Below are 21,760 nucleotides of genomic sequence, written 5' to 3'. Positions count from 1 at the left end.
GTCGGTCCGCCGGGACCTGCTCAGCCGGGTGAACGCGGTCGCGGTCCTGCTCGTCCTCGCCGACGCCGTGACGCTCGCCGCCGTGTGCGTGCACCGCGGTCTCGGCTGGGGCTGGAGCGCCGCGGTCGTGGCCGCGGTGATCACGATCAGGGGAGCCTGGCGCCTCTACCGGCGGCGGCTGTGGCTGTCGTGGCTGCAGGACCTGCCCCGGTCGGCGGCGAGCACGGCGCTGGCGTTCGCGCTGCTGTCCGGCATCGGCCTGGTCGGCGGTTCCGACGCGGCCGACCTCGCTGCCGCGCAGTGGGCGATGATCGCGTTCGCGCTGGTCATCGAGCCGGTGCGGTGGTGCGTGTTCGCGTTCGGCCGGTGGTGCCGCCGCAAGTTCGACCGCTGCGACCGCACGATCATCGTCGGCGCGGGCGAGGTCGGCGTGAACCTCGCGCGGACCATGCTGGAGCACCCCCAGTTCGGCCTGCGGCCCGTCGCGTTCGCCGACTCCGGCCCCGATCCGGACCGGCAGCCGCCGCTGCTGGAGGTCGTCGACGGCGACCTGGCCGACGCGATCGTCCGGCTCAAGGCGGGCACCGTCGTGCTCGCGTTCTCGCACACCCGCGACTCGCCGCTGGTCGAGGCCGCGATCACCGCCCACCGGCTCGGCTGCTCGACGCTCGTGGTGCCCCGCATGTACGAGCTGCACCCGGACGGCCCCGGCATCGAACGGCTGCGCAGCTACCCGCTGATGCGCCTGGGCACCGCGCCGACCAGCAGACCGACCTGGTGGATCAAGCGCGCCGCCGATCTGCTGCTGGCGGCGTTCGCCCTGGTCGTGCTGTCCCCGGTGATCGGGTTGTGCGCGCTCGCCGTGCTGGTCGAGAGCGGCCGGCCGCTGTTCTTCCGGCAGGTCCGCGTCGGCATGGACGACCGCACGTTCACCCTCTACAAGATCCGCAGCGTCCGGCAGTCCGGCGAGGACGACTCGCAGGTCAAGTGGTCTGTCGTGGGCGACTCGCGGGTCGGGCCGGTCGGCCGTTTCCTGCGCAGGACGTCGCTCGACGAGCTGCCCCAGCTGTGGAACGTCCTGCGCGGCGACATGTGCGTCGTCGGGCCACGCCCGGAGCGTCCTGGTTTCGTTCGCGAGTTTTCCGCTATTCACGAGCTATATTGGGCGCGCCATCGCGTTCCGACCGGCTTGACTGGACTAGCCCAGGTGCACGGTCTGCGAGGTGACACTTCAATCGCCGACAGGTCTCGATACGACAACTACTACATCGCGAATTGGTCGTTGTGGCTCGACCTGAGGATTCTACTGATGACAGCGGGTGAGTTGTGTTGTCGGAGAAATCGCTGATACGTCGATTCGCCGCTGTCGCTCTCGTACTTCTTTCGAGTGCATGTGCGGTCAGTGCCGCCGAGTCGGACCCGATCATCACCGGGCCGGCGCCGAAACCGCTGGCGCCCTGCGCGTGGTGGTACGGCATCGGCGACTCGCCCTCGTCGTGGGAGATCCGTGCCGCCGCGAAGCACTACGACGTCGTCGTGCTCAACGCGTGGGAGACCTCGGCCATGCGCAAGCTGCACGAGCTGAACCCCAGGGTCAAAGTGCTGGTGTACAAGGACTTCTCCAGCACCCGCAACTACTACGGCGCGGTCGAGGGTGACCGGGATGCCCGGTACCTGCCCACCGGCGTCGGCTACGTCGCCGCCGAGCAGAAGCAGCCGGGGTGGTTCGCGATCAGCACCCTCGGCCAGCGCATCGAGTGGGACGGCTACCCGAAGCACTGGCAGATGACGGTGTGGGACCCGGCCTACCAGAAGGCGTGGGCGGACGCGGTCGTCGGCGAGGTGCTGCGCGAAGGCTGGGACGGCGTGCTGGCGGACAACGACTTCAGCTCGCTGCGGTACTACTCGCCGTCGATCATCGCGGGCACCGCCGACTCCGCCGGGTCCGACCGGCTGCTGCGCGACGGCCTCGACGGCATGCTCCAGCTCACCGGTGACGCCCTGGAGAAGGCCGGGAAGATGCTGATCCCCAACGTGTCGGAGTCGCAGCTGACACCGGGCCGGTGGTCGGCGCACTCCCGCTACGCGGGCGCGATGGAGGAGAACTTCGGCCTGCAGGGCGACGACGGCACCGGCGAGCTGATCACGTTCCAGGGCAACCAGTTCAAGGAGCAGCGCGCCCAGGCCGCACTCGGCGAGTCCTGGCTGCTGCTGATCACGCACACGAAGTCGGACAGGGAGGAACGCGTCGGGTACGCCTCCGCCGCGCTCCTCGCGAGCCCCCACACGTGCTGGACCAGGGCCGAGCCGGACTACAAGAACCCGTACTGGTCGGTCTACCAGGACGCGCGCCTCGGCGAGGCGGTCGAGACGGCCAACCGCCTGCCGAGCGGGGTGTGGAACCGCCGCTACTCGGGCGGCTGGGTGGCCGTGAACCCGACGAAGACCTCCGTGCTCCTCACTCCTCCGCCGGGTCTGGTGACGCTCAGGGGCGAGGCCGTGCCCGCCCAGCTCGACCTGCCGTCAGCCGACGCCGTGGTGCTGGTCAACGCTCCGTCGCGGTGAGCTTGCGGTAGAGGTCGAGGTGCCGCCGAGCACAGACCTCCGCGGTGAACCGCTCCCGCGCCCTCGTGGCGAGCCGATGCCCGGTGCTCGCGGGGTCCGGGTCGGCGAACAGCGCCTGCAGCCGTGCCGCGAGTGCGGGCACGTCGCCGGGCTTCGGGCAGTCGTCGCCGGGAATGCCCAGCATGTCCGCGACACCGCCGGTGTCGGTGGCGACGACGGGCTTGCCCGCCGCCATGGCCTCCGCGACCACGAGCGGTTGTTGTTCCATTGTGGACGGCAACACCAGGGCGTCGTGCTCCAGCAGCAGTTCGGGGACGTCGCTGCGGAATCCCAGGAACTCGACCCGGTCCGCGAGGCCCCGGCGCGTCACCCTGCCCTCGGCCTGGAGCCTGAGCGGGCCGTCGCCGACGACCGTGAGCGTCGCGTCCTCCGGCATCGTGGTCTCCAGCGCGTCCAACAGGTTCAGCAGACCCTTGCGTTCGACGAGCAGGCCCACGAACACCAGCTTGCGCACGGGCTTGGTGGGCGGGTTCGCGGCACCGACCTCGACGCAGTTGTCGATGTGGGTCATGCGGTGCGGGGGCACGTAGAGGCGTTCGCGCAGGAACCTGCCCATCTCCCTGGCGGGCACGACGGTCCGGTGCACGACGCGGGCGACCGCGGCGTCGGCGGCCAGCACCGCCCTGGTGTAGGGCGGGGGAGGGGTCGCGCCACGGACGTTGCGGAACCACGGCTCGGCCACGTCGTCGGGCACGCCGTGGTAGGTGTGCACGATCTTGGTGCCGGTGGTGGCGAGCGCGGCGCTGACCAGTCCGGACCGGCGATCCTGCGCGTGCACGACGTCCGGGCGCCAGGCCTTGAGAGCGGCACGCGCCTGCCGTGCGGCGGCCATGTCCCCCTTGCGCGTCACCAGGGTCTCTTCGAAGAACGGGTCGATCAGCTCCGCGCCACGCCGGGGCCGCGGGCCGAACACGCGCACCTCGGCGTCGCCCGACTTGGCCAGCGCGGCGGCCAGGCGCACCGTCACGTCCACCGGGCCACCGCTGTCCTGGGTGAGCAGGTAGGCGATCCGTGTCATCGTCGTCCTTCCTCGGAGACCAGGGTCTCGGTGAGCGTCACGATCTGGTCCGCCATGCGGTCGCGGTCGAACAGGGTCTCGGCCCTCTGCCTGCCGCGTTTTCCTTCCGCGGCCGCCAGTTCCGGATCCGCGAGCCTGAGCGCAATCGCTTGCGCCAGGGCTTTCGTGTCGCCGGCGGGGACCACTTCGCCCGCGTCGCCGAGGCTTTGCTCGACGCCTTCGACGTCGAACGCGACCACCGAGCGTCCGCAGGCCATGGCTTCCAGCGGCACCAGCGCCATGCCCTCGGCGCGGGACGGCAGCACCACGACGTCGGCCTCGGCGTAGAAGTCCTCGACCTCGTCGCTGTGGCCGTGCCAGCGGGTGTTCGGGGTCGGGACGGCTTGGAGTTGCGCTGCCATCGGGCCGTCGCCGACGATCAGGAGTTCGGCGTCCGGGACTTTCCCGAGGACGTCGGGCCAGGCTTCGAGCAGCAGGTCCTGGCCCTTCTGGTGGGCCAGCCGTCCTACGCACACCGCCGTGGGGGTGTCGTGGGTTTTCGGCTGGGGGCTCAGGCGTTGGGTGTCGACGCCGTTGCAGACGACCTCGGCCCTTGCGGTCACTCCTGCCGCGCGGCCGGCTTTGAGCTCGTCGTCGCTGACGCACAGGAGCACGGTCGTCCAGCCTGAAGCCTTGGCCTCCCAGAACCGGCAGGCCCGGCTGAGCAGTCCGGTGGCGACGCGGAACGACCACAGGTGGGGCTGGAAGATCGTCGGGATGCGGCCGCGCAGGACGAGCCGGGCCAGGCCTGCCTTGGAGCTGTGCAGATGAACCACGTCCGGCTGGAGGTCTCGCAGGAGTTTCCGGAGTTCTCGCAGTTCTGAGGCGGTGCGCGGTCCTGGTGTCCTGGTCGCCTGCCAGGGGTGGAGCGGGATTCCGGCTTTGGTCGCTTCTCGGGCGAGCCAGCCCGGCGGGCAGGCGATGCTGACGTCCCAGCCACGTTGCCGCTGGGCCTGGGCGAGGGTCAGGACCACGACGGCGACTCCGGCCTCGACCGGCTGCGTCACGTGGACGATCTTCACGCGCGCTCCTTCAGTCCGATGAGGACGGTGCGATTCAGGGGAAGGGTGATCGCGCAGTAGGTCGCGAGCAGAACCAGGCCGGTGGTGACCAGTCCCGCGATGGTCCTGGTTTCCGGCAGGAAAGTGCTGATGACCGTGCAGGCGAGTGCGGCGCCGATGACGCTTGTCGTGGCACGGAACGGGAGGGGGAACGCGAGACCGTTGCGGACCAGAACCAGCCAGGTCACCGGGACCAGCAGCCAGACCACGGCGAGTTGGGTGAGGGCGACTGCCTGGGGGCCGAGTTCGGTGGTGAACACGAGTGCCGTCAGCAGGGCCACGAGGTGGGTGGCTTCGAGGGCGAGGTACTGGCGGGCGTGCCCGGCGGCCCTGATCACCTGGTACCAGACGTGCAGCAGGCTCAGGCCGAGTCCGTAACCGCACAGCAGGACCAGGATCTGTGCCGCGTCCGCCCATTGCTCGCCGAGGACCACGATGCCGTGCGCGGACAGTGCCGTGACGACGTACAGGCCGCCGGTGATGGTGAGGGTCGCGATGGTGAACCGCCGCAACGTGGCGGGCAGGTCCTGGTTCTGTCCATTTCGGACCAGTTCGGCGCAGATCGGGAACAGCACGCCGCCCAGCACGACCGCGATCATGATGTACGGCACCCAGGCGATGCGGAAGGCGAGGCTGTACCCGCCCACGGCCTGGGGCCCGAGGACGTGGCCGATCGCGAGGTAGTCGACGTTGATCAGCAGCACCGCGATCAACGCGCCGGGCCCGACGACCGCGAGCCACTTCGTCGCTTCCGTCGCGGCGTCACGGTCCCAGACAGGCCGGATCCGTGCCCCGGCGACGGCGGCGAGCACGGGTTGCGCGACCGCCGTGCAGAGCAGACCGAGGACCAACGCCGTGGGCCCGGTTCCGCCGGCTGCCAGGGTGACGGTCACGGCGGCGCCGATGAGCATGCCGCCCGCGTCGGGGAGCATGCGGCGCCGGAAGTCGAGGTTGCGGTGCATCAACGCCATCTGCACCCCACCTGCCGCGGTGAACGGCAGGGTGAGCGCCGCGAGCCGCAGCATCCCGGCGGCCTCCGGTGCCCCCAGCGCGGTGGCGATCGGGTCGGCGGTGGCGATGATGATCGCGGTGAGCGTGACCCCGGCCGCGATGCTCATCGTGAGCACGGTTCCCGCAGTCCTCAGTGGATCTCTCGCGGTACGGCTGACGATGTCGTAGACGCCCATCGCCTGGATGACCTGGCCGATGTTGACGATCGACACGACCAGTGCCACCGCGCCCAGGTCGGCTTCCGTGAGGAACAGGGCGAGCGCGAGGGTCACCACGATCTGGCTGCTCTTGCTCACCAGGTTGACCGCGAAGAGCCACAACGACCCCCGCACCGCCACGTCGGTCATGCGCTGCGCCGCACGTGGCGTGTCGCGAACGCCGTGAGGATCACCCAGGCCGCGACGACCGCGACCCCGTCCAGCGTGACAGCGGCCCGAGCTCCCAGGATGTTTTTGACGGCCGTGTCGACGAAGTAGAGGTGCGCGAACGGAACCGTGAGCAGCAAAGTCGCCAGGCCGGCCCACCGCCAGTGGCTGTCCCTCCGTCGCCGCCAGCACACGACGGCCAGTGCCGTCATCGCCGGCACCGCGATCAACACGTCGCCCGGCTGGTGCACGAGCGCGACCACAATGCCAAGACAGGTGAGCAGATCGGCCGCCTCGGCCCCGTTCTCGGTCCGATCGAGCTTGCGCGCCAGAAGCGCCGTCACCGCGAGAACCCCGCACAACGCCAGCAACTCCGCCGCGGGCGGCAACCACCCGGTGGTGCGGAAGAACACCGCGGGCAGGTCGACCCGTTGCGCCGTCATGGAATCGACCGCGCCGTATCCCGTGCTGCTGGCCCACTCCAGGTTCCGCTTGATGACGTCGAGGAACTCACCGGCCCCGCCGCCCCTAACGACGAGCAACCCCGCCACCGGCACGCTGGCCAGCGCGGCGATCGCCGTACCCACGAGCGCGACCTTCCGGTCACCGCGCACGAACAGCAGCAGTGCCAGCGGAAGCCCGAACTGCGGCTTCAGCCAGGCCAGCGCCAGCGCCGCGGAAGCCCACCCAGGACTCTTCGTGCGCAGCAGCAACGCCCCGGCCGCGCCGACCGCGATCAGCGGGTTGACCTGCCCGACGTACATCTGCGCCTTGCCGACCTGGCTCGTCACCAGCAGCGTGCTGATCACGACCGTGCCCGCGACGATCGGCAGCCGTGCCCGCCCCGCCGCCATGACGGCGAGGCCGATCAGAAGCATCAGGCAGGCCAACGCGAACGCCACCGCGCCCACCCGGTAGTCCGGCAGCGCGAACGGCAGGTGCAGCACCAGGTGGTAGGGCTGGTAGAGGTTGAAGTTCTGCCGCACCGGCCAGTGCTCGAACATCACCGCCGGGTCGTACGGGTTGCCGCCGCCGAGGAACTCGCGGATGGGGAAGTACAGCGCGTCCCGGAAGTCCTGCATGCGCTCTTCCGGCAGGTTCGCCTCGGTGGGCAGCGGCACCTCCCACGACGGCTTGAGCGCACGGATCGCACTGAAGACGCCGGCCAGGGCGACGAGAGCCACGCCGATCGTCTTGGCGAGCCCGGCCCGGTTGGTGGTGGTGATCATCGCGCCACCTCCAGCACGACGGAGGTCGCGGCCAGGGCGGCGAGCGCGGCCAGTGAGGTGAGGCGGGCCGTCGTGATGAGAGCGGCCGGGAGGTCGTTGCGGCACAAGGGGGCGCTCCAGCGGAGTGGGTTCGTCATTCCGGCACCACCGCGACGAGGACCGCGGTCGGGGCTGTGATCTCGGTGGGAAGGCCGCGGTGGTCGTCGCTCATTCCGGCACCACCGCCAGCACGACCGACGTCGCCGCCACCGCGGCGACCGCGGCCAGCGCCGCCAACGCGGTAAGGCCCGCCACCGTGAGCACGGTCGTCATCCGGATCGATTCGGACTGACCGGCCCCCTGGGGGGATTCGGCCCCCACTCCTATCGTCTCAGGCAGGTCTGACAATTCCGGAGCGGCTTCGGCCGCGAGGCCGGTGTCCAGAGCCGCGGACTTGGGCGTCGCGATCACGCCAGCACCACCGCCACCAGCACCGAAGACGCCGGCAGCACCGCGAGGGCCGTGGCCAGGTCGTGGCGCCGCGCCCGGTCGTCCGACGCGACCGCGATGACGGCCGTGCCGTCCGCGGGCTCGGAAGCCTTGTCCGGCAACGCCCGCGCGAGCGCCTCGGCACGCTCCACCAGCGACGGGCTCACCGCCAGCACGCGCACCGGGCGAGCCGCCGCCACGCACAACGCCGTCAGACGGTCGGCAAGTTCGGGATCATCACCGGTGGTGACGACGACCGGGTGCGTGATGCCCGCACCAGAGAGCGCAGCCCGCACCGTGTTGCCGCGCAGTCGCCGCAACGCCACGACAGCTATCCCCGCGATCACCGCCGCGACCAGGGCGAGGCCCGTGGCGAGGCGCCAGTCCGGCGTCACCCGGGTGGTCTCGGGACGCGGGTCGAGGAGCCGGAACTTGGCGGCGGGCGCCAGCAGGTCGGCTTCGATCACGGCCTGAGCCACGGCGGTGACAGCGGCCGAGGCGTGGGCGGCCGAGTCGGCGCGCACCGAGATCCGGGCGACGCCGGACGCCGGGACCAGTTCGACGGCGATGGCGTCGGACAGGCGGTCCGGTGTCGTGCCCGCTGCGGCAGCGGCGACGTCCAGCACGGACGGGCTGCGGACCAGCTGCACGACGGCCGGGGAGGCGAGGGAGGTGACCTCGCCGAACTGGGCGCTGTCGGACGCGGACGGGGTGGCGAGCAGGGTGAGTCTGCCCTCGGTCACGCCGTCGCGCAGGGCGACGGCCAGCAGGACGGCGGCGCCGACCAGAACGGCGGCCAGCAGGCCCTCCAGTACAGCTCTCGGAGCCTTCATCGTCCCTCCAGGACGGTACGCAGCAGTTCGTCGTAGGACTTCATCAACGTGTGCGCGTCGGCCGAGCCGTCGTGAGCGGCGGCCACCGAACGCGCGGTGGGGGAGTAGAGCAGGCCGCGCAACGCTTTCGCGGTCTGCGAAGGGTTTCGGCGCGGTACCAGGACTCCGCCGCCGCCGGCCAGGACCTCGCGCACTCCGTCCACATCGGACGCGACGATCGGACGGCCCGCCGCCAGCGATTCGAGGAGCGCGATCGGCATGCCCTCCCAGTCGCTGGTGAGCACGGTGACGTCCGCCGCTTCCAACAGATCTCGGACGTCGGTGCGGGTGCCCAGAAAGCGCACGCGGCCAGGCGCCGAAGACTCCAGCGAGGAACGCAGGCTGCCGTCGCCGGCCAGCCACAGTTCGGCGTCGCCGGGGATCTGGGCCCACGCGTCGAGCAGCACGTCGTGCCGCTTCTGCGGTTCCAGGCGGGCCGGGCAGAGCGCGACGGGCACGTCGAGCGGGGTGCCGAGCCGGGCACGCACGGTCGCGCGGTCCGCCGATGGCACAGAAGGGAAGGCCGCGTTCGGGATCACGACCACGGAGTCGAGACCGGACAACCGTTGGGCGGCGGCCGAAGCGACCGTCACGACGACGGTCGACACTCGCCGCAGCACCCGGACGGCACCGGGCACGTCGGCCTCGGCCACGCCGTGGAACACCGTCACGACCGGCCGTCGAGGCGAGGCCAGACGGGCGACGAGCGACGCGGAAACGTTGTGCGCCACCACGACGTCCGGGCGGAACCGGCGCACGGCCACCCGGACCGCCCACGTCGCGCGCAGCACGCCCAGCGCGGAGCGGCGCGCCACCGGCACGTCGAAAACAGGGACTCCCGCGGCGCGCAACGCATCGACGCGGAATCCGCCGCCGCTGGCCACCGCCGACTCCCAGCCGACGTCGCCGCCCGCGAGAGCCATGCCGGCCACGAGCGCCTCCGCGCCGCCCGCGCCCATCTCGCTGATCACGTGGAGGACGCGCATCGACTCTCCTCAGAAGAACGCCGCTCGATCGCGACCGCGATGGCGACGAGCGACCACAGGGGCAGGTAGTACTGCTCGGACAGGAAGATCGAGGCGACCAGCACCGCGATCAGCGCCGCCTGCACGGCCACGGCCTCACGCCGGTCCGCCACCCGCCGCCACGCCCGTTCGCTGGACACGAAACCGACCGCGATCAGCCCGATCAGCAACGCGAACCCGGGAACCCCGAGTTCGGCGGCGACTTCGAGGAACAGGTTGTGCGCCACCGGGGTCTGCTCGTCGATCTCCGCGTTGTGCCCGGCCGCCGCGTACTCCTGGCGGAACCCGCCGGGTCCGACGCCGAGCACCGGGTTGTCGGCCAGCATCCGCGACGCCGCCTGCCAGCGCAGCATCCTGGTGTCCGCGTTGGTGCCCGCGATGTGGCTCTTCTCCTGGAACGCCCGCGACAGCTCGGCCTGCGCCGTCGACGCGAACACCAGCGCCGCCACACCGGTCACCGCGGCTGTCACCACCACCGCGCGGACCGGCAGCCCGCGCCGCACGATCAGCCACACCAGCGCACAGGCCAGCGCGATCCCGCCGCCACGGGAGAACGTCGCCGCGGCACCGGCCAGCAACACCGCGCCCAGCAACAACAACACGATCCGCGACCGCCCCCTGGCGGGCAGCGCGACCAGCAACGGCAGCGCCGCCACGAGGAAGAACGCCAGGTCGTTGGGGTCCTCCAACGGCCCGGTGGCGCGCAACGAGCCGCCGACGACGCTGAACAGCCCACCCGCCGCCGCCACCACCGCGCCGGCCACCGTCGCCGCGAGCAGCGCGCGGACCGGCACCTCCCGCGCGGCCACGTCGGCGAGCACCACCGCCATCACCAGGAACGGCACCCACCGCACCAGGTACTCCAGCGTGAACGGCTCTGCCTCGTGCACCGCGGAGGTCGCCAGCAGCACCACCGCCAGCAACGCGATCAGCAGGTGCAGCGGATGCGGGGCGGGCAGCCGCCGTTGCCGGTACAGCGAGAACAGCCACCCGCCGATCAGCAGTGCGGGCACGACCTTGGCCGACTGCCCGTGCACCTGCAGCAGATAGCCCTCCAACGGGGCGAGCGCCACCGTTCCGCAGGCGAGGACGCGCAGCAGGGCGGTCAGCCACATGCGACCGGATCCCGTTCGCGCAGCAGGGAGCCCGCGACCCGTTCGACGTGCTCACCGGTGCCGACCACGTCGAAGTGCTTGCGCAGCAACGACAACACCCAGCCCAGCAGCTCGACCTTCGCGGCTCCCGGCAGGGCCATGCCGGGGAAGAACTCCATTCCGGGCGCCTCCGCACCCGAGAGCACGTCCGTCGGATGCAGCAGCAACGACGGGGAGACGTTGCGCGCCAGGCACAACCGCAACGCCGTGCGGAAGTACCCTCGTGCCAGCCGGGGCGAGATCTGGTGCAGCTGCAACAGGTACGCGCCGTGGATCGGCACGCGCAGCAACGGCATCGTCGTCACCGGCAGTTCGATCAGCCCGTTGTCCCGCCAGCGGTACGCGGTGTTGGGAGCCCGGACCTTGCCGAAACCACCGAACAGGTCCTCGCCGCCGTCGGTCGACCCCGCCGTCCGGTTGTGGTAGGCACGGGCCAGCGGTCCGATCCACGTCGGCAGAACGCTGGCGTCGTACCGGTAACCGCGCCGCGCGAGCACGTCGAGCAGGGCGGGCGTGACGCTGTAGCCGGGACCGCGGAACCCGATCGGCTTCGGAGCTCCGGCCGCCATGATCGCCTCCTCGGCGCGCATGACCTCCTTCTCGACGTCCTCGTCGGAGAACCGGTGCAGCCAGGGCTGGTGCCAGAACGAGTGGTTCGCGATCTCGTGCCCGGCCGCGGTGATCGACGCGACGGCCTCGGCGCCGTCGTCGCGTTCCGCGTCCGCGCCGACCACGAAGACCGTGGTGGTCAACCGGTGTTCGCCGAAGACGTCCAGCAGGCGCGGCACCGCGGACGGCAGGAAACTCGGCCTGCTCTCCCATCGGGAGTCGCCGTGCGTGCGCAGATACGCCCACAGGTTGTCGAGGTCGAGCGAGACACTGGCGACGGGCTTCATCGCTCACCTCTGGCGGAGACCAGTTCGGCGGCGGGCTTCGCGACGGACCCGAGCACCAGCACGCCGGACACCACCAGCAGCACGCCCAGCACGACCCACCACTCCCGCCCGGCCGCGATCTGGTCGCCCATCAGCGCGAGCCCGGCCACCGAGCCGATCACCACGGTGGTCGCGTCCATCGACGCCACCGCGGACGTGGCCGAACCGCGCTGCAACGCCGTCGCGAGGCACGCCTGCCCGACGAACGCGGCGATCACCATCAGCCAGGTCAGCGGGTGCAGCACCAGGTCGAGCGCCGGTTTGCCGGCGACGTTGCGCGCGGCCACCGCGACCACGGCGAACGCGATTCCGGCGAGCACCGGCGTGACGGTCTTGAACGTCCGCGCCAGCGGCAGCACCGCCAGGGTCAGCAGCCCCAGCACGACCAGGGCGGGCACCAGCGGCAGCTCGTGGGCCGTCGACGGCGCCGCCGCACCCGTCAGCAACAGCAGGCCGCACGCCATCACCACCAGCACCGCGATCTCGACCCGCCGGATCCGCCAGCCGAGCAGCAGCACGCCGATCACGGTGGCCAGGCCGACCGCGCACGACGACCCCGCCTGCACCAGATAAAGGGGGAGGTCCTCACGAGCCAGGAACGCGAACAGGAAACCGCCGACCTGACCGGTGAACCCCAGCAGGTACACCCGGTCCGCGGCGAGGCGCGCGAGCAGCCCGACCCCGGTGCCGGGACGTTCGTCGGCCCTCCGCGCGGCGACGGTCTGCGCGACTATCCCCAGGCCGTAGAGGACAGTGGACACCGCAAGTGCCAGATGACCGGACATGAGCGCGGACACTACGACACGCCTGTGCCGCAACACTTTCGAGCGATATCCCAGGCAACTCTTTCGGGTGAACGCCGGTGAGAATCGCCCGGATTCGTCAAGATCGATGAAGTACCTTGCCGCGGTGCGGGAAACGAACATCGTGACGATCGTCTGCGGCACCAGGCCCGAACTGATCAAACTCGCGCCGCTCGTCGAACACTTCGGCAGCGCGTGCACCATGATCTACACCGGCCAGCACTACGACCGCTCGATGTACTCGCTCATCCGCCGCGATGTGCCGGAACCGGGCGGCTTCCACGAACTGCGGCTGGGCGGCCTGCGCCGGGGCGACCAGCTCGGCCGCGCCGTCTCGGCCGTGGACGAGGTGCTGGCCGCGGAACGCCCTGCCGCCGTGATCGTGCAGGGCGACACGACCTCCGCACTCGCCGGCGCGCTGGCGGCCAACGCCTGCGACGTGCCGCTGGTGCACGTGGAGGCGGGCCTGCGCAGCTATGACCGCGCGATGCCGGAAGAGCACAACCGAGTGCTCATCGACCACCTCTCCGACCTCTGCTGCGCGCCCACGTCGCTGAACCGCACCAACCTCCTGGCCGAAGGCGTCGCGGACGCCCGCATCGCCGTCACCGGCAACACCGTCGTGGAGGCGCTGGCGCACGCGTTGCCGTCCGCGGAGGAGGAGGACGTGGTCCTGGGCGACCTCGGCCTCAAGCACGACCGCTACGTTCTCGCCACGATCCACCGCCCGGAGAACGTCGACGACGCGGGCAACCTGGAGACCGTCCTGCGCGAGCTCGGCCAGCTGCCGCTCCCGGTCGTGCTGCCACTGCACCCCCGCACCGCGCAACGCGTCGCCGCCTTCGGTCTCGACAGCCTGCTGCACGGCCTGCAGGTGATCGAACCCCAGCCGTACCGGACCTTCCTGGCCCTGGCGCACGGATCCGCGGTGATCGTGTCGGACTCGGGCGGCATCCAGGAAGAGGTGAGCGTGCTGAAGCGCCCCGTCGTCGTCGTGCGGCGCAGCACCGAACGGCCGGAGATCGAGGGCACGTTCGGCACGCTCGTCCCTCCCGGCCCACTGGTGGGCGACTCGGTGCTGGCCTGGCTGGACGACGTGGAGGGGCATCGGGCCGCGCTGCGGGAGATCCCGTCCCCGTACGGCACCGGCTCGCCCTCGGAGCTCATCGCAGCGGCAGTGCGGGCGCTCGGCACTCCGAACGGCCACTGCCGGCCGCGGCCACGAGGCTGATCATCACCAGTCCGAAGCTCACCAGGCCGAGCGCGAGGACGATGCCGCCGTGCAGCACGACGGCGAGTGCGAGGCCGATGTGGCGCAGTCTCGAATTTCCGAGTACGCAGACCACGATCGCCGATTCGAGCAGGATCGTCCCCCACGTGACCGACGTTGTCAGGACGTTCCATTCCAGTAAGCCCGTGAGTTCGGAAGCGACTCCGAAATACGCGTCCTGCATCACATGACGCATCGCGCTGCCGTCACGCCATTCCGGCTCCACGACCTTGAGCCAGACCGCCTGTCCGTAGACGATCGCGACCTGCAGGCGGATTGTCAGATGGGTGATGTAGGCGCTGCCCCGCGACCACTCCGGTAATGGGGTGGCGGGACGTCTCCAATGCCAGGTCCGGTCGTCGGCGAGGCACAGCGGGATGAGCAGCAGAGTGAGGAATCGGGCCACGTTCTCGCCGCCGTTCGGCACGTGGATCGCGGCCGCCAGACTGAAGGTGGCGTACCAGTGCGGAATGCACGTCCAGCGCGGGCGGTAACCCGAGGCGGCGAGCACGAGTGCGGCGATCGTCACGAACCGGGAAATCGTCTGGGCGGTCGCCGACGAGTCGAAGCACCACAGTGAAAGGGCGCGCAGGCCGTCGCAGCGAGGACCCGTTGGTCCATTCGGTACAACGGGGAACAGGTCGGTGTCCGAGGTGAACACGAGTACGGTCAGTTCGGCGATCGCGACCAGTGAACGGGCGATGCCGAACGCCGGCGTCCTGGGTTCGAACGCCAGCGCGCGGGCTACCGGGGTGCGCATGTGAGGTCCACGGCGGCGACGCGGACGACCTGTCGCGACGAGGTGTCACGGCTGGGGCGCTCGATCGCGAACACTGTCGGGCCGCAGGGTGTCTCGGCGGAGAAATAGCTGTTCAAAGCCACTCTTGGGGCCTGGGAGAGGACGGCGGCGCAGTCGGAGACGGTCGCCGCCGCGCAGTTCTGCCAGGACTCGCCGGGAAGCTCGTCCACGGTGGCCAGCAGCCGGGTCAGGTCGGCGTACGACGCCCGGTCGAGTCCCGCCAGGTAGTCCCGGTCACCCGCGGTCCGGGTGATCGGGACGAACGTGCCGGCGGATTCGTCGTGGTGGTACGCGACCGTGAACTCACGCCCCGCCGCATTCGTGAAGAGCTTCATTCCCTGCGGCCAGAACAGCCGGAAAGCATCCCGCTGTGCGCCCATGCGTTGCCCGACGACATCGGCGGGCAACTGGGCGACGGTGGTCGCGAGGAGAAGCATCCCGAGTGCGGCACCGGTGAAGGCCATGCCTTTCGCGGCACGAGCCTGGGAATCCATTTCGGCGGACATCGGACCTGTTTTCCGGTCGGTCAGCACTCGCCCGTCGTGCAGGGCCCGATGATGAGTGCGGTCCTGTTTCCTGAATCAGTGGGTTGAACGTCCGACGCGGAACTCGCGATGGTCACGGCGACAAGTGCCGCGGCAGCCAGCAGTGCGCCAAAAAAACCGGCCCGTCTCATCTTTCTTGATCCCCTCCTGGATGCGACGAGGAACCTCCCTTCCTCATCGCTGCGGAGGGAATATGGCAGCGTTTGTCCACTTCGTCAACTGATAACGGGCCGTGTTCGACCGGCTGCTCTGCGTGATTCCACGTGACACTGAATCGGTACAGGGAATCGGGCGTATCTTTCCGCCTCATGCCGACTCTTAAAGGTGATATCTCATATCACCGCTGCGGTGCCACTGGTGTCTCCGCCGGCTCCACCGTCGTACTCCGAGATGGAAGCGTGCGTCCGAATGGATTATCGCATTTTGGGCCCGCTGGAACTGCGGTCCGCCGGGCGCCCCGTCGCGCTCGGCGGAGAACGTCAGCAGAAGCTGCTGGCGCTCCTGCTGCTCGGCACGGGCACCGTCGTGTCCTTCGACCGCCTGATCGACGAACTGTGGGAGGACCCGCCGCAGACCGCGCGCCGCCAGGTCTGCAACGCGGCGGCCGCGGTGCGCCGCGTCGTCACCAGGGGCGGCGGCCGCCTGACCACCAGCACCCACGGCTACCGCCTCGACCTGCCGGACGGGCGGCTCGACGCGGATCTGTTCCGCGCCCAGGTCCGTGACGCCGAGGTTGCGGCGCGGGAGGGCACACCGGCACAGGCCGTGGCGCTGCTGCAAAGCGCGCTCGACCTGTGGCGAGGGCCTGTGCTGGCCGGGCTCGGCTCGGCGTCGATCGACGCGGCGGCGGAGGGCCTGCGCGAACAACGCCTCCAAGCCGTGGAACGACTCGCGGAACTGCGCCTGGAGCTGGGTGAGGTCGCCTCGCTGCTGGGTGAGCTCACGGGCCAGGTGGCCGAACATCCGCTGCGGGAGTCGTTGCGCGCCACACTGATGCGCGCACTGGACCTCGCCGGCCGCCGGGGCGACGCGCTGACGGTCTTCGAACAGGGACGGCGAGCGCTCGCCGAGGAACTGGGCGCCGATCCCGGCCCCGAGCTCCGAAGCCTGCACGCCGAACTCCTCCGTGCGGAACCGAAGCCGGAAAGACCGGCCACGCAGATCGGCCGATCGTCGCTTCCGTTCGACATCCCCGACTTCACCGGCCGCGAGTCCGAAGTGGACTCACTGGTCGAGGCGATCGGCACGCGGTCGCCCGCGATCGTCACCATCGAGGGCATGGGTGGCATCGGCAAGACCGCGCTGGTCGTGCACGTGGCGCACCGGCTGGAGAGCCGCTTCCCGGACGGGCGTTGCTACGTCGACCTGCGCGGGTTCACCGCGGACACGCCGCCGATGACGGCGAGTGCCGCGCTCGAATCACTGCTGCGCCAGATCGGCGTGCCACCGGAGGAGATCCCGGTGGATCCGGAGGCGCGCCGCGACCTCTGGCTGACCGAGACGGCACACCGGCGGGTGCTGGTGGTGCTGGACAACGCGGCCGACGCCGGTCAGGTCAGGCCACTGCTGCCCGGTGCGCCCGGCGCGGTGGTGCTGATCGTGAGCCGGTGCCACCTGATGGCGATCGAGGGTGCCGTCCCGGTGTCGCTCGACGTGCTGCCCGCTGCCGACGCGGTGGCGCTGTTCCGCCGGATCGCCGGCCCCGAGCGGGCGGACGCCGAACCGGAGGCGGTCGCGGACGTGATCTCGTTGTGCGGCAGGCTGCCGCTGGCGATCAGGATCGCCGCTTCCCGGTTCTGCCGAAGACCGTGGAGCGTCGCCCACCTCGCCGAGCAGCTGCGTGACCGGCAACGCCGTGCTCGCGCGTTCACCGCGAACGACCTGAGCGTGGCCGGCGTTCTTGCCCTGTCGTACCACCACCTCGCCGCGAACAGGCGGAAGCTGTTCCGGTCGCTGGCCCTGGTTCCCGGCGCCGACTTCGACGCCTACGCGGCGGCGGCGCTCGCCGGGGTGCCGGTCTACGACGCGCAGGACGTGCTGGAGGAACTGGTCGAGTGCAACCTGCTGATGCAGCGGAGGTCAGACCGCTACTGCCTGCACGACCTCGTGCGCGACTGCGCCCGTGACCTGGCCGACGCGGCGGATCCACCGTCCGAACTGGACACCGCTCGCCGCCGGTTGTTCGACTACTACCTGCATCTCGCGGACGTGCGCGGCCGGCGCAGCCTGCCGGGGCGGCGCGGCTTCGAGACCGGCCTCACGTGGGAACCGGAGCTGCCCGCCTCGGCGTCCGAAGAGGACGACATCCGCCAGCTGCGGGCCGAGTACAAGAACATGGTGGCGGTGGCCGACTTCGCGAGCGCGCACGGCTGGCACGTGCACGCGTGGCAGCTGCCGTGCCTGCTCACGCCGTACCTGACCCGCGTCGGACTGCGTTCCGGCGTGCTCGAACTGTCCCGCAACGCGTTGAAGGCCGCGCAGGCGCTGGGCGATCGGTGCGGCGAGTCCATGGCGTTGACGAACATCGCGTTCGCACTGCGGGAAGCCGGTCGGCACGGCGAGGTGCTGGAGTTCCTCGACCGAGCCATCGCGATCAGCCGCGAGCTCGGCGACCTGCCCGCGGCGATCGGCGGCCTGCGCGACCTGGGGGCGTCCCAGGTGCAGGCGGGCATGCTCGACGACGCGGCGGTCAGTTTCGCCGAGGCGGTCGCGCTCGCGCGGTCGATCGGTGATCAGCGGGCCGAGGTGAACTCGACCATCGACCTCGGGTTCGTGGACTGCAACCTCGGCCGGTACCGCGAGGCCGACGCCCGGTTCCGCGACGCGCTCGCGATGCACCAGCTGGGCGGCTACGTCGGCGGCGAAGTGGTGGTGCTCATCAACATCGGCTGGCTCGCGCAGCTGCGGGGACGCGACGCGGAGGCGGCCGTCGCACTGGAACGGGCCGTGCGGCTGAGCCGGGAGATCGGCATGAGCCGGGGCGAGGGAATCTCCTTGGCGTGGCTGGGAGTCACGTATCGGAGGCAGGGCAGGATCGCGGATGCCCTTGCCGTGGGCAGGGAAGCGCTGGAGTCGGCGCGGCGCATGGACCTGCGGGAACCCGAGGGCGACGCGCTGAACGGACTCGCGGAGACCTGCCTCGCGGCCGGACGGCTGCGCGAGGCGGAGGCATTGCTGTGGGACGCCGAGGAACTGGCGATGGCCGGGGCGTTGCCGATGGTGCGAGCACGGGCTCATGAGGGACTCGCCCACGTCGCCGCCCGGCGGGGAGATCAGGACTGGGCTCGCACGCACTGGGAACGGGCCGTCGCGCTGTATCCGGACGGTGCCGTGGACGCGGAGAACCCCCGCGCGCACCTGGATGATGCCGGCGCACAGTGCATGCGTTGTGTCAGCGGCCAGGAGACGCCGAGGGCGCTGACGGTCGTCCGCGAGATAGCGTCAGTGGGCTGACCAGTCACGACATCCGTGCATCGGTCGTCGATGCGGCACGGATGCAAGGCATTGATGCACTCCTCCCAACAAGTTGAACGGCGAGGAAGTGGTGTTCGAAGATGCTGCAGCCCGCGTTATCCGCAAGGCTGGTGGACAGGCCCGCGCTGATCGCGACGCTCGACGCCGCGTCCGCCCACGAGGTGGTCGTGGTGAAGGCAGGACCTGGTTGGGGGAAGACGACTTCGGTGGCCGCGTGGGCGGCGACGCGACGTGCCTGCTGGCTGAACGCCGCCGACGCGGGCACCTCGCTCGAACGCCTGGCGCGCGGACTGGTGCGGGCTTTGCGCCAGCGGTTGCCGCGCCTGCCCGCCGAACTGGTCACGACCACCGCCCAAGGCGCCGACACCGTGGCGACTCTGATCCGCGGGCTGCTGGACGTGCACCTCGACGAGCCCGTGGTGCTGGTGGTCGACGACGCCGGGGTGCTGCCCGAGGGCAGCGGCTCCGCCCGGTTGATCGAGTCGTTGTGCCTGGGCGGCCCGGAACTCCTCAGCGTGGTGCTGCTGACCCGCGGCGAGCTGGGGTTCGATCCCGGACCGGCCGTGGTGCTGACCGGCGAGGGCCACAGCGAGGACGAACTGGCGGCGTCCGTGCTGGCCGCCGAACCCGAGGAGAACCGGGAACTGTTGCGTGCCATCGCAACGCTCGGCCGGGTGAGCACGGCGCTGTGCGTGGCGCTCGGGTTCACCGACGTCCGGGAGACGCTGCGCGGACTCGCGCGGCGCGGTCTGCTGACCGGCCCGGACTGGAGCGTCCCCGAACCGATCGCGGAGTTGGTGCGCCGGGACACCGAGGACCCGGAGATCCGCGTCAAGGCCGCCGTGTTCTGCGAACGCACTGGTGCGCACGCCGAAGCCCTCAGACACCTGGTCGCCGCGCGGAAGTGGGATCTGGTCGCACAACTGCTGCTGCGCAGGGACGAGCGGATCGTCGCGGGCGGTGACACCGACGCGGTGCTCGCGGCCCTGGAACAGCTGGAGATCGACGACTCCCGCCTGTACCTGGTGTGGGGTTTCGCCTTGCAGCACAAAGGCGACTGGCTCGGGTCGCTGCACTGCTACGAACAGGCGGGCGAACGCACCGTGAGGTCGTCGTGGCGAATGGGACAGCTGCACGCCCTCACCGGGCAGACCGACAAGGCCGTCGAGGTGTTCGAGCGCACGGTGTTCGACGACGTCGCGTCGCTGGACGAGGTGCGGCTGCTGTCGCTGGCGGTGCGCTGGTTCCGCGAGACCGGGCGGCACGAGAAGGCGCGGGAGCTGGCCGGCAGGTGTGCGGAGGCGGCTCGCCGGTGCGGCGGCCACTCCGCGTTGGCCTGGAGCAGCAGGGCTTGCGGGCTGCTCGCCGGGTTCGACGGCGACCGGGCGGCGTTCGAGATGCACTACAGGCAGGCCGTGGACCGGGCACGACGGGCGGGCTGCCGGATGCTGGAGCTGACGATCCGGTCCGAACGGGCGTGGTTCCTCGCGGGCGAGGCCGGTCCGGCGCAGGCGCTGGCCGAGATCGACGAGGTGCTGGTCCTCGGCAGGCAGGCGGGTCTCACGGGCCACGAACCGGACTGCCTGGGCATCCGGGCGCTCGCCGCGGTCAGGCTGGGGAGGTTCGACGAGGCTCTGCGTGACGCCGGCCAGTGCCCGCGCCACCTGGTGATCAGGGCCGAGGTGCACCGCCGGCGTGGCGAGCCCGGCCAGGCGCAGGCGTTGCTGGACGAGGCGCTGGCGCTGCCGGGCGCCGATCCGCTCGTCGGCGCCACGCTCGCCAGGGTCGTCGCGGCCGAGGATCTGGACCGGGCACGACAGCTCGCGGAACAAGCCGTTGCCACCAGCCAGGTTCTGCGGTTGCGGGAAGTGCCCGCGTTGCTCGCCCGCGGCTGGGTCGCCGTGCTGGCAGGAGATCGGGAGACTGCGCGGGCGGACGCGGCCACCGCACGGGCGTTGGCGGGCCGTCGCGGTGACAAGGCGGGACTCGCGGACGCGTTGCAACTGGCGGCGGCGACCTCGGCCGATCGGAAGGCGTTGCTGGCAGAGGCCGTGATGGTGTGGCGGGCTGCGGACGATCCGGTGGGCGCGGCGACCGCGGAGCTCGCGGTGGCCCGGCTGACCGGGGTGGATGTGGCCGGGTTCGAGAAGGCGGTGCACGCGCACGGGGTTCGCACCGACGTGTCGATGGCCGACGTGCTCGGTGCGGGTGCACCGAGGAGCGCGCGGATCGTCGTGCGGACGCTCGGCGGGTTCCAGGTGCTGCGCGACGGCGTTCCGGTGCCGTCCGCGTTGTGGCAGTCGAAGAAGGCGAGGGATCTGCTGAAGATCCTGGCGGGCAACAGTGGACGGCCGGTGCCCCGGCCGCAGCTGGTGGAGCTGCTGTGGCCGGACGACCTGTCGGCCCGCACGGCGAACCGGCTTTCCGTGCTGTTGTCGACGTTGCGGACCGTGCTGTGCGTGCCGGGGTTGCCCGCCGACGCCGAACCGCTGGTCGCCGACCGCGTCACGGTGTCGCTCGATCTGTCCCTTGTGGACCTCGACGTGGCGGCGTTCCTCGGCGCCGCGAGCACCGCGCTGGTGGCGCACCGGCGAGGCGACCAGGCCGCAATGCCGTTGCTGATCGCCGCGGACGAGCTGTACCTCGGCGAGTTCCTGGCCGAGGAGCCCTACGAGCAGTGGGCGATCCAGGTGCGCGAGGAGGTGCGGGGCAGGTACACCGCCGTGCTGCGCGCGTTGGTGCAGCTCGTGCGCGATCCCGATCAGCGGGTCGGGTACCTGATCCGGATGCTCGAACTCGACCGCTACGACGAGGGTGCCCATGTGCGGCTGGTGAGAGCGCTCAGGGCGGCCGGTCGGCACGGCGAGGCGCGCCGGCGGTATCAGGTCTACCTGGAGCAGATGCGCGAGATCGGCGTCCCGCCCACCGAGCCGGATCTGTTCGGCAGCACGCCTTCTGACGTTCTCCGGGCGGGCTGAGCTGCGCTTTTCGGTGGCGGTAAGGGAACCATCACGTTTCCCGAAGGCTGCGCTAAGGGGCACTTCGTAACTTCCTCGCGGTGAAGGAA

18 protein-coding genes are annotated in these 21,760 nt (G+C 70.8%); 5 read left to right on the top strand and 13 right to left on the bottom strand.

Annotated elements, in window-relative coordinates:
* Positions 1-28: 28 nt before the first annotated feature.
* Positions 29-1,348, top strand: coding sequence for a sugar transferase (locus SK854_RS04105; protein ID WP_319973586.1), 1,320 nt, complete (start codon positions 29-31; stop codon positions 1,346-1,348).
* Entirely contained in the window at positions 1,327-2,565 is a 1,239-nt protein-coding gene (locus tag SK854_RS04100) for a putative glycoside hydrolase family 15 protein (RefSeq protein ID WP_406601720.1), read from the top strand. Before SK854_RS04105 ends, SK854_RS04100 begins: the two co-directional genes overlap by 22 nt.
* On the opposite strand, the gene SK854_RS04095 is transcribed toward SK854_RS04100, so the two are convergent.
* The 11 genes from SK854_RS04095 to SK854_RS04045 form a co-directional block, all read right to left on the bottom strand.
* Complete coding sequence (locus SK854_RS04095) at positions 2,546-3,643, bottom strand: glycosyltransferase family 4 protein (protein WP_319973584.1); 1,098 nt, start codon at positions 3,641-3,643, stop codon at positions 2,546-2,548. The two genes, SK854_RS04100 and SK854_RS04095, sit on opposite strands and share 20 nt — an antisense overlap.
* Entirely contained in the window at positions 3,640-4,704 is a 1,065-nt protein-coding gene (locus SK854_RS04090; protein ID WP_319973583.1) for a glycosyltransferase, read from the bottom strand. Before SK854_RS04090 ends, SK854_RS04095 begins: the two co-directional genes overlap by 4 nt.
* Positions 4,701-6,101, bottom strand: coding sequence for an oligosaccharide flippase family protein (locus tag SK854_RS04085; RefSeq protein ID WP_319973582.1), 1,401 nt, complete (start codon positions 6,099-6,101; stop codon positions 4,701-4,703). The genes SK854_RS04090 and SK854_RS04085 overlap by 4 nt, the downstream gene beginning before the upstream one ends.
* Entirely contained in the window at positions 6,098-7,348 is a 1,251-nt protein-coding gene (locus SK854_RS04080) for a glycosyltransferase family 87 protein (RefSeq protein WP_319973581.1), read from the bottom strand. The genes SK854_RS04085 and SK854_RS04080 overlap by 4 nt, the downstream gene beginning before the upstream one ends.
* Positions 7,345-7,485 (bottom strand): hypothetical protein, encoded by a 141-nt coding sequence (locus tag SK854_RS04075; RefSeq protein WP_319973580.1) that lies wholly within the window; start codon positions 7,483-7,485, stop codon positions 7,345-7,347. Before SK854_RS04075 ends, SK854_RS04080 begins: the two co-directional genes overlap by 4 nt.
* 70 nt (positions 7,486-7,555) lie before the next feature.
* Entirely contained in the window at positions 7,556-7,798 is a 243-nt protein-coding gene (locus SK854_RS04070; RefSeq protein WP_319973579.1) for a hypothetical protein, read from the bottom strand.
* A complete protein-coding gene (locus SK854_RS04065; RefSeq protein WP_319973578.1) occupies positions 7,795-8,649 on the bottom strand; it encodes a YveK family protein in 855 nt (284 codons plus the stop codon). Before SK854_RS04065 ends, SK854_RS04070 begins: the two co-directional genes overlap by 4 nt.
* Positions 8,646-9,674, bottom strand: coding sequence for a glycosyltransferase (locus tag SK854_RS04060; RefSeq protein WP_319973577.1), 1,029 nt, complete (start codon positions 9,672-9,674; stop codon positions 8,646-8,648). Before SK854_RS04060 ends, SK854_RS04065 begins: the two co-directional genes overlap by 4 nt.
* Positions 9,656-10,828: an O-antigen ligase family protein gene (locus SK854_RS04055; protein ID WP_319973576.1), complete on the bottom strand. Its 1,173-nt coding sequence runs from the start codon at positions 10,826-10,828 to the stop codon at positions 9,656-9,658. Before SK854_RS04055 ends, SK854_RS04060 begins: the two co-directional genes overlap by 19 nt.
* A complete protein-coding gene (locus SK854_RS04050; RefSeq protein ID WP_319973575.1) occupies positions 10,819-11,763 on the bottom strand; it encodes a polysaccharide deacetylase family protein in 945 nt (314 codons plus the stop codon). The genes SK854_RS04055 and SK854_RS04050 overlap by 10 nt, the downstream gene beginning before the upstream one ends.
* The gene (locus SK854_RS04045) at positions 11,760-12,587 is read right to left on the bottom strand and encodes a hypothetical protein (RefSeq protein ID WP_319973574.1); all 828 of its coding nucleotides are present in this window, start codon (positions 12,585-12,587) and stop codon (positions 11,760-11,762) included. The genes SK854_RS04050 and SK854_RS04045 overlap by 4 nt, the downstream gene beginning before the upstream one ends.
* A gap of 124 nt (positions 12,588-12,711) precedes the next feature.
* Here SK854_RS04045 and wecB point away from each other — a divergent pair, with 124 nt between their 5' ends.
* Positions 12,712-13,836, top strand: coding sequence for a non-hydrolyzing UDP-N-acetylglucosamine 2-epimerase (wecB, locus tag SK854_RS04040; RefSeq protein WP_319973573.1), 1,125 nt, complete (start codon positions 12,712-12,714; stop codon positions 13,834-13,836).
* On the opposite strand, the gene SK854_RS04035 is transcribed toward wecB, so the two are convergent.
* Together SK854_RS04035 and SK854_RS04030 are read right to left on the bottom strand one after the other, a co-directional pair.
* On the bottom strand, positions 13,769-14,635 hold the full coding sequence (locus SK854_RS04035; RefSeq protein WP_319973572.1) for a sporulation-delaying protein SdpB family protein: 867 nt from the start codon (positions 14,633-14,635) through the stop codon (positions 13,769-13,771). The two genes, wecB and SK854_RS04035, sit on opposite strands and share 68 nt — an antisense overlap.
* On the bottom strand, positions 14,620-15,180 hold the full coding sequence (locus tag SK854_RS04030; protein ID WP_319973571.1) for a hypothetical protein: 561 nt from the start codon (positions 15,178-15,180) through the stop codon (positions 14,620-14,622). The genes SK854_RS04035 and SK854_RS04030 overlap by 16 nt, the downstream gene beginning before the upstream one ends.
* A 447-nt stretch (positions 15,181-15,627) precedes the next feature.
* On the opposite strand from SK854_RS04030, the gene SK854_RS04025 reads away from it, so the two are divergent.
* Positions 15,628-18,672 (top strand): AfsR/SARP family transcriptional regulator, encoded by a 3,045-nt coding sequence (locus tag SK854_RS04025; RefSeq protein ID WP_319973570.1) that lies wholly within the window; start codon positions 15,628-15,630, stop codon positions 18,670-18,672.
* Between the two features lie 101 nt (positions 18,673-18,773).
* Positions 18,774-21,671, top strand: a complete 2,898-nt coding sequence (locus SK854_RS04020; RefSeq protein ID WP_319973569.1) for a BTAD domain-containing putative transcriptional regulator — start codon at positions 18,774-18,776, stop codon at positions 21,669-21,671.
* Positions 21,672-21,760 lie beyond the last annotated feature (89 nt).

The sequence above is a fragment of the Lentzea sokolovensis genome, from assembly GCF_033949975.1.
Taxonomy (GTDB): Bacteria; Actinomycetota; Actinomycetes; order Mycobacteriales; family Pseudonocardiaceae; genus Lentzea; species Lentzea sokolovensis.
Note: the sequence above shows the minus strand (reverse complement) of the source record. Positions and strands in the feature narration are given on the sequence as shown.